Origin of the sequence: Brooklawnia sp. (genome assembly GCF_049651565.1) — a bacterium.
GTDB lineage: Bacteria > Actinomycetota > Actinomycetes > Propionibacteriales > Propionibacteriaceae > Brooklawnia.
Genome location: NZ_JBASCI010000105.1, coordinates 1 through 13,057 on the forward strand (window position 1 = coordinate 1; position 13,057 = coordinate 13,057).

Genomic DNA, 13,057 nt, shown 5'->3' on the forward strand with positions numbered 1-13,057 from the left:
ACCCGGCGCCGCTCACCAGCCGACAGGCCCTCGCCGTCGTCGGCGATCGGGCGGGACGCCTCCAGCGCCTCGCCGCCGGCCCGGTCGAGGGCGTCACGCACCTGATCGTCGGTGGCGTCCGGGTGACCCAGCCGCACGTTGGACGCGATGGTTCCGCGCAGCATGCCCGGGTCCTGCCCGACCCACGCGATCTGGCGCCGCCAGGCCTCCATGTCGAGGTCCTGCAGGTCGAGCCCACCGACTCGGACGGTGCCGGAGGTGGGCGCCACGAAACCCATCAGCACGTTCAGGGCGGTGGACTTGCCGCTGCCCGAGCGTCCGACCAGGGCTGTGACGTCGCCGGGCCGGATGGTGCAGCTCAGGTCGGCCAGCGACGGCTGCTCGGCGCCCGGGTAGTGCACCCCGACGTGGTCGAACTCGATCGGCGTCACCGCGAGGTCGGGCGGCGCCACGGTGCCGCCGACCCTGGCCTGCTCACCCTGCTCGATGACGGTCAGGGCGGCCTCGGCCGCGGCTGTGCCGTCGGCCGAGTCGTGAAAGTGGACGCCGACCGCGCGCACCGGGATGTAGGCCTCGGGGGCCAGCACCAGGACGAACAGAGCGGTGAACAGGTCGAGCTGGAAGTCGACCACCCGGAAGCCGACGCTCACCGCCACCAGCGCGACCGACAGGGTGGCCAGCAGTTCCAGCGCTCCGCCGCTGAGGAAGGCGATGCGCAGCGTCTTCATGGTCTCGGTACGGGACGCGTCCTCGGTGAGCTTGAGGCCCTTGAGCTGGGCGCGGGCCCGGCCGAAGACCTGCAGGGTCGGCAGTCCGGTGATCAGGTCAGCGAAGTGGTTGGCGAGCCGGGTCTGCACCTTGTAGCGGCGGCGGACCTGCTCGCGGGTGCTGATGCCGATCAGGATCATGAAGAACGGGATCAGCGGCAGTGTCGCCGCGATGATCGCAGCCGAGATCCAGTCCTGACCGAGCACCACCCCGACCATCAGCAGCGGGATGAACGCGGCCATCACCAGCTGCGGCAGGTATTTGGCGAAGTAGCCGTCCAGCGCGTCCAGGCCCTGGGTGGCCAGGTGGATCAGCGCCGCCGACGAGGTGGACGCATCATTGGGTGTCGACAACCGGGCGCTCATCAGGTCGGTCCGCAGCGTCGACTTCACCGCCGCCGACGCCCGGTGCGCCAGCCAGGAGTTCAGCCAGCTCAGCAGGCCACGCACGGTGAAGGTGGCGAGAATCGCCACCAGGTAGGACGCGAAGCTGGGCAGCGGTCCGTCGAAGTCGAGTCGCTGGTTGTCGAAGACGCCGGCCACCGCGTGCGCGATCAGCCAGGCCTGCAGGATGATGCAGCCGGCGTTCAGTACACCAGTCGCCGCAACGGCGACCAGGAAACCCTTGGTCGCCGTTGCGCGCTGGAGGAGTCGCTTGTCGAGCGGTGCCGCCAAGATCAGCCCTCGGAAGTGGCCGGGGCCGGCTCATGGGAGTCGACCGGCATGTTCTTGGTGCTGATCCGCTTGCGGAACACGTAGTAGCTCCACACCGAGTAGCCGAGCACGATCGGGACGAAGATCAGCGCCGCGATGCTCATCACCCGCAGGGTGTAAGGGGAGCTGGCGGCCACGCCCATGTCGAAGGTGCCGTCGGCCGAGATGAAGCCCAGCGTGCCGTACATCTTGATGAAGATCGCGGTGAACAGCGCGAAGATCGACACCCCGGTGCCGATGAAGGCCTGGTTCTCGCGGGCCTGGTTGCCAGACTCGCTGTGCATCAGGATGGCGTAGCCCAGCGCGGCGACCGAGACCGCACTGACGATCCACATCGCCACTGCGGCGCCCTCACCGAGGAACGGGTTCTGGCTGGCCGGGTAGGCGATGTTGCCGATCACCACGAAGGTGGCCAGCACGGCCAGGGCCGCTGGGCCGAGCGTCTTGACCACCCGGTTGGCCTTCATGCGGACGCTGCCTGCGGTCTTCAGGCAGAGGAAGACCGCGCCGTGGGTCATGAACAGCAGCACCGTCACCGCACCGCCGAGCAGTCCGAACGGGTGGAACAGCTCCAGCAGCCCCTGGGTCATGTGCGGCGGGTCACCGGCGACCGGCATGCCGCGCCACAGGTTGGCGAAGGCGATGCCGAGCACCAGCGAGACGATGAACGAACCGATGGTGGCCGCCCAGTCGAAGGTGTCACGCCAGTTGTCGTCCGGTCTGAGCGCCCGGTACTCGAACGAGACCCCGCGCACGATCAGACCGAGCAGCACCAGCAGCAGCGGTATGTACAGCCCGCTGAAGAACGTCGAGTACCAGCCCGGGAAGGCGGCGAACATTGCCCCGCCTGCCGTGATCAACCAGACCTCGTTGCCGTCCCAGGTGGGGCCGACGGTGTTGATCATGACGCGGCGCTCGGTCGGGTCCTTGCCGATCACCGGGTAGAGCATCGCGACACCGAAGTCGAAACCCTCGAGGAAGAAGAAGCCGATCCAGAGCACCGCGATCAGCAGGAACCAGATGAAGATCAACTGCTCGTGAGACATGTTTCAGCTCCCTGGATCAGTAGGCGAAGGCCAGTGGGCTGTCGTCATCGGTTCGCACCTTTGGTGGTGTGACGTCTGGCAGGCCCTTGCCGATGAAGGTGAAGAAGAGGTTCAGCACGATGACCGCGATGATGCCGTAGATCAGCGTGTAGGCGATCATGCTGGTCAGCACCGCCTCAAAGCTGACGTTCGGCGAGTTCGCCGTCCAGGTCGGCAGGACGCCGTAGACGATCCACGGCTGGCGGCCCATCTCGGTGAGGATCCAACCGAAGGAGTTGGCGAACAGCGGGAAGAATGGCAGCGAACCCATCAGGTACTGCCAGATCTTGTTCGACGGCGGCGTCCCGCCCTTGCGGGTGAACCACAGGATCAGTAGCGAGATGCCCATCGACACGAACCCCAGGCCCATCATCAGCCGGAAGCTCCAGTAACTGACCATCACGTTGGGCACCGGGTCGACCGACAGGGTCGCCAGCTCGCTGGCGAACTCCTCCTGGAGCTGGTTACGCGACCCGTCGACGGCACGGTGGCCGTCGGTGAGGTACTGCTCGGTCAGGTCGTTGATGCCCTGCACCTCGGCCATCGGATGGTTGAAGGCCAGGATGGACAGCACGTACGGCACCTCCCAGCTGAACACCTCGGTGACCCGGGTGATGCCCTGCTCGTCCCGTTCCTGGGTGTAGATGCCCACGATCGAAAAGCCGGCGGCTGTGGTGGTGTCGAGCAACCCCTCGGAGGCGGCCAGCTTCATCGGCTGGAACCGGGCCTCAACCTGCGCCTGGTAGTGGCCGGAACCCATCACCGCGACCGAGGCGGCCAGCAGCACGTAGGCGCCCATCTTGGCGGTCTTGCGCCAGATGCTGGCGTCGGGGTGGACGGTGCCCGCGGGGGCCTCGCGGGCCACCTTGGCCAGCTTCCACCCGGCGACGCCGGCCAGCAGGCCACCAGAGACCATGAACGCGGCGGGGATCTGGTGGGTGAAGGCGGCGATGAAGAACGGGTTGGTGAACAGCGCGCTGAAGTCGCTCAGCTCGGCGCGTCCGTTGTTGTAGGTGGCGCCGACCGGGTTCTGCATCCACGAGTTCGCGGCCAGGATGAAGATGGCCGAGATGGTGGCGCCCAGCGCGGTCAGGTACATCATCAGGTTGTGCACCGGCCCGGACAGCCGGTCCCAACCGAAGATCCAGATGCCGATGAAGGTGGACTCCAGGAAGAAGGCCACCAACGCCTCCAGGGCCAGTGGGGCGCCGAAGATGTCACCGACGAAGCGGGAGTACTCCGACCAGTTCATGCCGAACTGGAACTCCTGCACGATGCCGGTGACCACCCCCGCAGCGAAGTTGATCAGGAAGAGCTTGGCGAAGAACCGGGTCATGCGGAGCCACTGCACGTCCCTCGTGCGCAGCCACCTGGTCTCCATCACCGCGACCAGCCACCCCGTCCCGAGCGTGATCGGCACGAAGAAGAAGTGGTAGACAGTCGTGATGCCGAACTGCCAACGCGCGAGAACTTGTGCGTCCATGGCCGGAAGGTTACACCCAAGATCAGCGTTCCCGGAATGGTTTGACGCCCCCGGGGGTTCCCTCTGAACCGCGTGGTGGTATAAGGCGATGACCCTGCTCACATCGCCGGTGCCCAACCCGGGGGTGACGGGTGGAACGCCTGGGGTCAGCACCCATCTTGACCGGCGTTTGGCCGCACCAGCCCCGTCTAGATCAAGTCCCCAACCGTCCCGTGCACTGTCCAGCCGTGGGCACGGTGAGCACCGCCCAGATCGTGTTCCCAACCGTCCCGTGCACTCTCCAGCCGTGGGCACGGTGAGCACCGCCCAGATCGTTTTCCCAACCGTCCCGTGCACTATCCAGCCGAGGGGACGGATAGTGCACGCCTGACGCTGCTGGGGCGTGCATTCGCTCGCGCCAGCGCGGAATACTCCCCGGGCACGGGCATCAGCGTGCATCATGCAGCCGCGGGACTGGGCCGTCCGCCGGGGGCGGGGGCGGCCCAGGAGGCCACCTGGAGCCACGGGGTCGGCCACCCACGCGAGGCCCCGGAGCGGCCCATGCCGCCACTGCGACCACCTCGAGCCCTTGCTCCTCCGCGGCGTCCCAGTCGTTTGGACGACGCCACCTTGGACCTGATCAGCGTGGGTCAGCAGCGGTCGTGCACTCTCGTGCCAAGGGGACGGATAATGACCACCCAGCGCCCCTTCGGCGTACATTCTCCGGCGCCAAGCGCGGGATAGTCCCCGAGGAGGCCGGGACACCCCCATGCCGCAACCTCTCGACGCCACGATCGGCCCGGTCAGCCCGTACCGCAAAGGACCAGGCGTGCACTATCCCGGCCACGGAGGGGCCACGCGTGCACCATCCAGCCATCAGGACGGTGATCCCAACCACTGAGGGTCCGCCCCACGCTCTACACCGCCGGGCCCGGCGACGCGCTAAACGCCGTGAACCACCCCCCGAGCCGCCTGCCGGGGCTAGCGGCGCCCCGGGACGGCACGAGCCCCAAGTGGACCCGCCCCTCGAACGGTGTTAGAGTGAGGCGTCCACCACCGGAGGAGCCCGAAGCTATGTCAACCACGGCCCGCCCCGCCCGCGACCTGGCACTGATCGCCGTCTTCGCCGGCGTCACCGCGGCCCTTGGCCTCATTCCACCGATCTACCTGCCGATCACCCCGACCCCGATCACCGCGCAGTCGCTGGGCATCATCCTGGCCGGCGCGATCCTGGGTGGACGCCGCGGGTTCGCCTCCCAGGCGCTGCTGCTGGGACTGGTGGCGCTCGGCCTGCCGCTGCTCGCCGGCGGCCGCGGTGGCATCGGGGTGTTCTTCGGCGTCACCTGGGGTTTCCTGCTGGGCTACCCCGTGGTGGCCGGGCTGGTCGGCTGGCTCACCTACCGGATTGGTGCCCCGTACTCGCTGTGGAAGGGGATCCTAGTCAACATCGCCGGTGGCATGGTGGTCCTCTACGCGATCGGGCTGCCCGGCATGGTCCTGACCGGCAAGCTCACCTGGACGGCCGCGCTGCTGGCCAACGCGCCCTACCTGCCCGGCGACCTGATCAAGTGTCTGCTGGCTGCGTTCGTCGCCAAGGCGGTGCACACCGCCTACCCGGGTCTGCTGCCTTGGCGCGGCAAGTCGGAGGGTGCCCGCTCACCTCAGGCCGCCTTTCAGGCCGATTCACGGCCGCACGCCGGATGACCCGGATCGAGGTCGACCACGTCAGCCACCGCTACGGACAGGGCCCGCTGGCCCGGCTGGTGCTGGACGACATCAGCGTCGAACTGGCCGAGCGCCGCCTCGGAGTGGTCGGCCACAACGGGTCGGGCAAGTCGACCTTCGTGCGGATGCTCAACGCTCTGCTGATCCCCAGCAGCGGAACAGTGCGGGTGAACGGCCTCGAAACCGGCAAGGACGCAGCCAAGGTGCGCAAGCAGGCCGGCTTCCTGTTCACCGACCCCGACAACCAGATCATCATGCCCACCGTCGCCGAGGACGTGGCGTTCGGGCTGCGCAAGTCCGGCCTGTCCAGGGCGCAGGTCGCCGAGCGCGTCGAGCAGGCGCTGGCCCGCTACGGTCTGGACGGCCACCGCGAACACCCGGCGCACCTGCTCTCGGGTGGTCAGAAGCAGTTGCTGGCCCTGGCGTCGGTGTTGATCACCGAGCCGGAGTTGATCATCATGGATGAGCCGACCACCCTGCTCGACCTGCGCAACGCCCGGATGATCGGCCGGGTGATCGCCGAACTGCCGCAGACCGTCGTGCTGGCCACCCACCACCTCGACCTGCTGGACGATTTCGACCGGGTCCTGGTCTTCGACTCCGGACGCCTGGTCGCCGACGGGGCGCCGGCCGAAGCGGTGGCGCACTACCGGGCGCTGATGAGCTGAGATGACGATCGGCATCAACACCCTCGGGCTGTACCGCCCGGGCGGCTCGCCACTGCACCGGGCCGCCCCGGCGGTGAAGCTGCTCGGCCTGCTCGCGCTCGGCGTGGCGTCGGTCTGGCTGCAGCAGCGCTGGTGGACGGTGCTGATCGCCTTCGCCGCGGTGACCTGCGGCTACCTGGTGGCCGGTCTGGGTCCGGGGGTGCTGGCCAGGCAGCTGCGTCCGATGTGGTGGTTGCTGGCGTTCACCGCGGTGATGAACTGGTGGCTCGGCGACTGGCAACGTGCGGTGGCGGTGGTCGGGATGATCGCCACCCTCGTCGCGGCGGCGGCGCTGGTCACCCTCACCACGCCCACCACCGCACTGATCGACGTGGTGGTGCGGGCGGCCGGGCCGTTGCGGCGCTTCGGGGTGGACGCCGAACGCCTCGGGCTGACCCTGCTGCTCGGCATCCGGTGCGTGCCGGTGATCGCCGGGCTGGCCCGCGAGGTGCGGGAGGCACAGATCGCCCGGGGCGCGGTGCGCGACCTGCGCGCGTTCGCGGTGCCGCTGCTGGTCAGGGCGCTGCGCGATGCGGACGCCATGGGGGAGGCGCTGGTCGCTCGCGGCTTCGACGACTGATCGGCTGGGGTGTCAGCCCAGCGTGGACGCCCTGGCCATCAGCACCGGCGGGATCAGCACGCTGGAGTGCACGTGGTCGGGCGCGGTGAGTTCTTCTTCCAGCAGTTGCACCGCCATCTGGCCCATCCGGTCCTCGTGCTGCCGGACGCTGGTCAGCGGGATGATCGTCGAGTCGGAGAACTCGAGGTCGTCGCAGCCCATTACCGCGATGTCGGCCGGTACCTGCAGGCGGTTGTCGCTGACCAGCACCTGCAGCACCCCGATTGCCAGCATGTCGCTGGTGCAGAAGATGGCGTCCGGGCGCTGGTCGGCCGGGCCGTCGAGGATGCCCTCCGCGATCCGGCAGCCGGCGTCGATGGACGCGTCGGCCACCGGAGCCAGCCGCACCTCCATGCCTCGCTCCCGGGCGGTCTCCTCGAAGCCGCGGCAGCGCTCCTCCGACGAGACCTGACCGCCGGGGGCGACCAGCAGTATCTTTCGGCGGCCCAGTTCGTACAGGTGCTCGCAGGCCAGCAGGCCGACGGCGAAGTCGTCGGAGGCCACCGAGCACAGGCTGCCGGTCGGGTCGGGCGCGGACGCCAGCACCACCGGGGTACCGCGCCGGCTGACCGCCAGCTCCGCGGAGACGTCGCTGTGCTTCGGTGAGACGATGATGCCGCGGGCACGCTGCTGCTCGAACAGCGACAGGTAGTGCCGGCGCCGTTCGTAGTCACCCATGCTGGTGGCCGACATGACGAACAGGTCGAGCCGTTCCGCCTCCCGGATGATGCCCTGGTTGAGAGCGGCGAAGTAGGGGTTGCCCGGGTTCGGGAAGAGGTAGCCGATCAGGCGGGAGCTGCCGGCCTTGAGTTGTCGGGCCGCATGGTTGGGGACATAACCCAACTCCTCGATCGCAGTCAGCACCGCGGCGCGTCGCCGCTCGGAGACCATCTCGGGCCGATTCAGGACGTGCGACACTGTACCGACTGAGACACCTGCCGCCTTGGCGACGTCCTTGATCCCGACGCGGGGTGCTCGCGGTTCCATGGAGGGTAGTACATCACCGTAAATGAACGATCACCCGAGGTGTCCGCCAACCAGACCGGACCGGCCAGCCCCCGATCTGTCGCCAACCAGACCGGATCGGCCGGCCACCCGTGGGCAGCCGGTCGATCGTGTTGGGCGTTGTGGTCAGGCGAACGTCGTCTGCCGGCCGATGGTGCCGACCAGGCTCTGCCGGTACTTGGGGTCGCTCATCCGGGCAAGTTCGGCCTCGGCGTCGGCGATCCGCAGGTCGAGGTTCAACCTGTTGGCCACCCGGCGGTTGCCCTCGGCGGATGCGAACTCGCGCAGCTTGTCCAGACCGCGGCGCTGGTGGGCCATGTCCTGGTCGCACTTGGCGTCGAGCCGGGCGGCGTACCAGTCGCTGGCCAGCACCGACTCGCGGGTGAACAGCTGCCGGAACTCGGGACTGCTGAGCGTCCAGCCCTCGGCGGTCTTGCCGGAGGTCATGATCTCCAGCAGACCCTTCAGCGGGGGCACCGCCAACTCGATCCCGCCGTCGTCGAAGTACGCCTGGGCCACCCGCTGGTGGGTGGCGACGATGACGTCCATCGACTCGGCGAAGACCGCCTCGTCCTGCAGTTCGGGACGCAGCATCTCCTCGGTGAAGACGACGTCGGGGTGCAGGAAGATGCGGCCGAAGTAGGTGGTGGCGAACCGCTCGTTCATCCGGTAGCCAAGCCGCGAGGCGAGCACCTTGCGGCCCTCGAACTCGTAGTCCTCCAGCTTCTCCAGGTAGCCGCCGGCGACCAGCGCCTCCTTGCTGCGCTCCTCCGGGGTCATCCGGCTGAACGTCTCGGGCACCAGCATCGAGATGTCATGGTCGACCCGGACCTTGGGACCGATGTAGCCGGCCGAACTGAGCCAGCCGTCGTAGCCGGTCAGCGCGTACGCGAGGAAGTTGTTGTTCAGGTCGACGATCGGCAGCAGGGCGTTGAACGGGCCCTTGGTGAGGGCGCCCTCACTGCCGGCACCAGTGGTGGACGGCGACTTGCCGGTCATCGAGCTGATGAACTCCATGAACAGCTCGGGCAGTTCCATGCAGTGCAGCGGGTTGTACACGCACAGCGGCGGCACCCCGTTCTCCGGCGGGTTGTTCCGGCGGCCGGCCGCGACGACGTCCACCGAGAGCGGGGCGAACGCGTCGCTGGGCAACTTGCGAACCAGCTTGCTGGCCAGGTCGGCCGCCGCGGTGGCGTCCGGGTTGGCCTTGTCGGGGCGGATCTGCAGATAGCGCGGGTTCTTGGAGCGCTTGCCGTCGACGATGCGCGGCTGGTCGGAGGCGATCCAGTACTTGGGCGACTCGTCGTCGGCCATGCCAGCCACCCGCCGAATCAGGTTCTTCATCGACTCGGTGTACTCGCTGAACGCCTGCGCGTTCTCCATCAGCTCGCGGGCCGCCTCGTGGGTCAGCGGCTCGAAGTTGGAGATAAAGGTGCCTGGCTGGGACAGGTCGAACTCCGCCTGCTTGTCGTAGCCGCGGTGGATGGCGTCGTCGGGGCGCTGGAAGAGCAGTTGCTCGCAGTTGCGGACGAACTTGCGGGGCAGGCCCTCCTTGTTGCCGAAGCCTTCGGGCGCCACCTCGAGCGGCGGGGTGACCGTGGACGCGGTGATGTCGTCCTCGGTCTGCACCTTCAGGGCCGGGCTGAAGTCGGGACGAAGGCTGAACAACCGCCACGAGCCGTCCGGCTGAAACCCGACGCGCAACTGGTTGGCGATGATCTTCTCGCCGTCCAGCCGCAGCGCGTTCCCCGGCCGGCCGTTCATGATGCCGACGCTGAAGTGGCTGCGCCAGTCGTCACCCCATTCAGGCTTGTAGAACCGCTTGACAGTGAACAGCAACTCCTTCACATGACCCGGGATCGAGCGCAGGAAGTGGTTGTAGTCGTCGTTGTAGGCGCTGCTCGGGGTGAGCAGCTTGATCACCGAGCCGAGGCTGCGGCGAGGCGACATGATCGGACGCCGGTCCTTGCCGTTGAGTTCGGGGTCGGCGAACCGGTCGGAGAAGTCGGAGTCGAGCAGCCGCTGCACGTGCCGCATGTCGTCCTCGAAATCCGCCGAGTAGGCGTTGCCGAAGACGAACGCGTCCGACAGCGACTTGCTGATCTCGGACTTGCCGCCGCCGGACACGGTGGCCGGCTTGTGGCACTCGGTGGAGACGGGGGAGACCCCGATCAGGTGCCACTGGGTCTGGTCGGCCTCGCGGTGCTTGGCGTAGACCCGGTAGCCGCTGGGAGTGATGTAGACCTTGCCGGTGCGCAGCTTGATCGTCTGGGTCTCGCCATCGGGGTTGGTCCAGGTGATCGTCTGGTCACGCATCGAGTAGGTCGCCCCGCCGGGCACCAGCACGATGTGCGAGTATCTCCGGTCCAGCGCGTAACCCTCCGGCTGCGGGTCCCAGCGGTCGGGATCTCGGGCCAGCACGTCGGCGATGGTGTAGTCGGCCGGGGTGTACTTGTCGAGGAACTCCTGACCGGTGTTGTAGGTGGGGAAGACCAGCGCCCCGCCGGCGTGCTCCTCCTCGGCGGCGCCGAGCAGGTTGGCGGCGTAGGAGAGCTGAGTCTTCACCTCCTTCTTGCAGTAGCCGAAGTAGTTGTCGGCGATGATCGTGACCATCACGCCGCGCTCGTCGCGGGCGCACAGCTTGAACGCCTGTCCGCCGTTGTACAGCTCGTCCTCCTGCTGCCAGCACTGGCCGTCGCGGCGCTCCCGCTCGGTGGCGTCATCCCAGTGCGGCAGGCCGAGGCTCTTCTTGGTGACGCTGGTCAGGTGGCAGGCGAGGATCACGCAGCCGGTGTGGCCCGACCAGCCGTTGGGGTCGAGAGCTGCGTCGTTCTCGGGCAGTTGTGGGTCGCCGGCGTTGCCGAAGATGCCTTCGACGAAGTCAAGGTTGCAGACCAGGCCACCGGGGACGAGGAAGCGGGTTTCCATGGTCTTGGCGGGGCCGCGGCCGGGCACCGCGGGCACCACGAGGGGACGCAGCAGCAACGACACCCAGCAGGCGGCCGGGTTCGGCTGGTTGGCGGTGTACGGCAGCAGCATGTCCTGCCGCGGCGGCTTGAGGGCCAGCGCCAGCATCCGGGCGAAGACGTCCTTGCGGACGGCGACCTTGTCGTCGGCGATCGGCAACCCGCCCTGGGCGATGTGGAAGACACCGGCAGTGGTGCGGCGGTCCTTGGCGGGGTTGTGCAGGACGCCATTGGCGAGCCGGTAGCTGGACAGCAGTGGCGAGTGGAACTCGTCGCCGTCGGACGGCAGGCTCAAGCCGCGGGCTAGCCCTGGTTGATCGAGGATGAGGGTCTGGTGCGGCAGTTGCGGTTGCACGCTGGTATCGGCGAGGTAGTCATCAAGGAAGTCCTGAATCCGCTGGTCTGCGGGACAGAGCCGATCGGACAGCCGGCGGGACAGTTCACGCTGCCTGGCCAGCAGCGGCTCAGCCAGTCCGATCTCACCGTCGGGACCTTCGGTGAAGGGCAGCTCGAGGAGAGCCAAACGGAGGTTGATCGCGGCGTTCAAGGTGTCGGAGACCATGGCGTCAGTTTTCCAGATCGGCTGTGCTTCGGGTAGGGCGGTGGCCACTTCCGCCCTCCAAACCGGCAGAGTTGCCAGGATTGTTGCAGTTGGGGAAATTGGTAAGGCCCCGACGATGTTCCACGTCGGGGCCATGCGACCGAAGAAGCGTGACGATTCCGGTCGTCCGGGCACTTGCTGGGCCTCCGCCAATCCGCCACCCAACCGGCGCGACGGGTTCGTCCCCGCCCGCGAGACCACACTGTGCCCAGTGGCTTTCATGCCGTACCAGTAGTTTTGACCGGTTTCGGGATCTCCACAACCCGGAGTGCCTAACTACGCAGTTGTAATTATGCCGTCCACCGGGCCATCCACATCGGCTCGCAGCCAGCCACAGGCAGTGCGCGGTTGTGCACAGCGTCGTCCACAGCGCGTGGTGTGCAGCATGTTGACGCTGTCGGCCACCAGCTGCGGGCGACCGCCTGGAGGGGGTGGCGCCCTGCTTGATCAGCAGCGACAGCCGGGCGAGGCGACTGGACAAGGCGCATGCCAACCGGCTTGCCAAGGTATACGGCAACTAGTTGCCAAGATCTTCGTCCGCCGGAATCTTTCCGAATAGCGTTTGTTGTACGAGATGGACGCATTCGAACAGAGAAAGGAGGTGATCGGAATGTTGCGCAAGATGCAGGAGCTGCTTGACCGCTACCTGGACCACGTCAATGAGCATGTCGAGTACGAGTCGCGAATGTGGTACCTCTAACGCTCGTCACTCGGTTGCCCGCCAACCCGGAAGAAGGAGTGATGATGATCAACTTTTTGACTGATCTGGCTGATCGATACATGGCGGCTCCGGACCCGACTCCGGAGATCACGCTGTACAAGCACGTCCGTCGCGGGGTCGAGCGCACATACCGTGCCGTCCGCGACCTGGCGTCCCAAGGACTAGGAAGTACGACAACGGCCGACTGATCGCCAAGTAACTGAATAAGTGGGAAATGGGGCTTCATCTCCACATCGGTGTGGGATGGGCCTTTTTCTCTGTCTTTTCGCTGGCGGTTTCGCCCACCTTTGCTGGACCCCCTCGTCCGCCCTTTTGGTGCCCGACCTTGGGAGGGCCCGTCTGAGCGGCTTTTCGCGGTCATTGTGCGGCCCTGGGGTTGAACAGTGCGCGGGATGCCTTGTGACGCGGGACGCCTTGGTGGTCACCGGCGGCGTGGGCGCGGCGCCGGCCTTGATCGGTGAGCAGCCCACAAGACGGCTTGAGAACGTGCATGGGCACGGCTGGGTGCGGAGTGCCGCCTGACGCGATCCGCCGGTGCTGGCCGGGATCTCCGGAAATGGGGCTCTTCACACTTCCGGTGGGGGTGGCGGGGTGAGTCCGCCGCCGATGAGGAGCATGCGTAGCCGGTAGTTGTCTCGGTTGCGGAAGCCGCGGGCGATGCGGCGGTGGAGTTCGATGAGCCCGT

9 protein-coding genes are annotated in these 13,057 nt (G+C 67.4%); 4 read left to right on the forward strand and 5 right to left on the reverse strand.

Features of this window, described 5'->3' with window-relative positions; genetic code table 11:
- The 3 genes from cydD to WBL05_RS04825 all read right to left on the reverse strand — a co-directional run.
- On the reverse strand, positions 1-1,442 hold a 1,442-nt coding region (gene cydD, locus WBL05_RS04815; RefSeq protein ID WP_424224107.1), incomplete at its 3' end, for a thiol reductant ABC exporter subunit CydD.
- A gap of 2 nt (positions 1,443-1,444) precedes the next feature.
- A complete protein-coding gene (gene cydB, locus WBL05_RS04820) occupies positions 1,445-2,527 on the reverse strand; it encodes a cytochrome d ubiquinol oxidase subunit II (RefSeq protein ID WP_424224109.1) in 1,083 nt (360 codons plus the stop codon).
- A 16-nt stretch (positions 2,528-2,543) separates the two neighbouring features.
- On the reverse strand, positions 2,544-4,049 hold the full coding sequence (locus WBL05_RS04825) for a cytochrome ubiquinol oxidase subunit I (RefSeq protein ID WP_424224110.1): 1,506 nt from the start codon (positions 4,047-4,049) through the stop codon (positions 2,544-2,546).
- A gap of 1,053 nt (positions 4,050-5,102) precedes the next feature.
- Between WBL05_RS04825 and WBL05_RS04830 the strand changes: the two genes are divergently transcribed.
- From WBL05_RS04830 to WBL05_RS04840, 3 genes are read left to right on the forward strand one after another with little or no spacing between them, the layout of a single operon-like run.
- Complete coding sequence (locus tag WBL05_RS04830) at positions 5,103-5,732, forward strand: biotin transporter BioY (protein ID WP_424224111.1); 630 nt, start codon at positions 5,103-5,105, stop codon at positions 5,730-5,732.
- A complete protein-coding gene (locus WBL05_RS04835) occupies positions 5,729-6,421 on the forward strand; it encodes an energy-coupling factor ABC transporter ATP-binding protein (RefSeq protein WP_424224113.1) in 693 nt (230 codons plus the stop codon). The genes WBL05_RS04830 and WBL05_RS04835 overlap by 4 nt, the downstream gene beginning before the upstream one ends.
- 1 nt (position 6,422) lies before the next feature.
- A complete protein-coding gene (locus WBL05_RS04840) occupies positions 6,423-7,040 on the forward strand; it encodes an energy-coupling factor transporter transmembrane component T family protein (protein ID WP_424224115.1) in 618 nt (205 codons plus the stop codon).
- Positions 7,041-7,052: 12 nt separating this feature from the next.
- Here WBL05_RS04840 and WBL05_RS04845 read toward each other — a convergent pair whose 3' ends face one another.
- Positions 7,053-8,066, reverse strand: coding sequence for a LacI family DNA-binding transcriptional regulator (locus tag WBL05_RS04845; RefSeq protein ID WP_424224117.1), 1,014 nt, complete (start codon positions 8,064-8,066; stop codon positions 7,053-7,055).
- 144 nt (positions 8,067-8,210) lie between these two features.
- Positions 8,211-11,612 carry a hypothetical protein gene (locus WBL05_RS04850; RefSeq protein ID WP_424224119.1) on the reverse strand — a complete coding sequence of 1,134 codons (3,402 nt, stop codon included), beginning with the start codon at positions 11,610-11,612 and terminating at the stop codon, positions 8,211-8,213.
- A 613-nt stretch (positions 11,613-12,225) separates the two neighbouring features.
- On the opposite strand from WBL05_RS04850, the gene WBL05_RS04855 reads away from it, so the two are divergent.
- The gene (locus tag WBL05_RS04855; protein ID WP_424224120.1) at positions 12,226-12,351 is read left to right on the forward strand and encodes a hypothetical protein; all 126 of its coding nucleotides are present in this window, start codon (positions 12,226-12,228) and stop codon (positions 12,349-12,351) included.
- Positions 12,352-13,057 lie beyond the last annotated feature (706 nt).

Coding starts and splice junctions, on each gene's coding strand:
- cydB (WP_424224109.1), bottom strand. CDS start 2,527: ATGTCTCACGAGCAGTTGATCTTCATCTGGTTCCTGCTGATCGCGGTG.
- WBL05_RS04825 (WP_424224110.1), bottom strand. CDS start 4,049: ATGGACGCACAAGTTCTCGCGCGTTGGCAGTTCGGCATCACGACTGTC.
- WBL05_RS04830 (WP_424224111.1), top strand. CDS start 5,103: ATGTCAACCACGGCCCGCCCCGCCCGCGACCTGGCACTGATCGCCGTC.
- WBL05_RS04835 (WP_424224113.1), top strand. CDS start 5,729: ATGACCCGGATCGAGGTCGACCACGTCAGCCACCGCTACGGACAGGGC.
- WBL05_RS04840 (WP_424224115.1), top strand. CDS start 6,423: ATGACGATCGGCATCAACACCCTCGGGCTGTACCGCCCGGGCGGCTCG.
- WBL05_RS04845 (WP_424224117.1), bottom strand. CDS start 8,066: ATGGAACCGCGAGCACCCCGCGTCGGGATCAAGGACGTCGCCAAGGCG.
- WBL05_RS04850 (WP_424224119.1), bottom strand. CDS start 11,612: ATGGTCTCCGACACCTTGAACGCCGCGATCAACCTCCGTTTGGCTCTC.
- WBL05_RS04855 (WP_424224120.1), top strand. CDS start 12,226: ATGGACGCATTCGAACAGAGAAAGGAGGTGATCGGAATGTTGCGCAAG.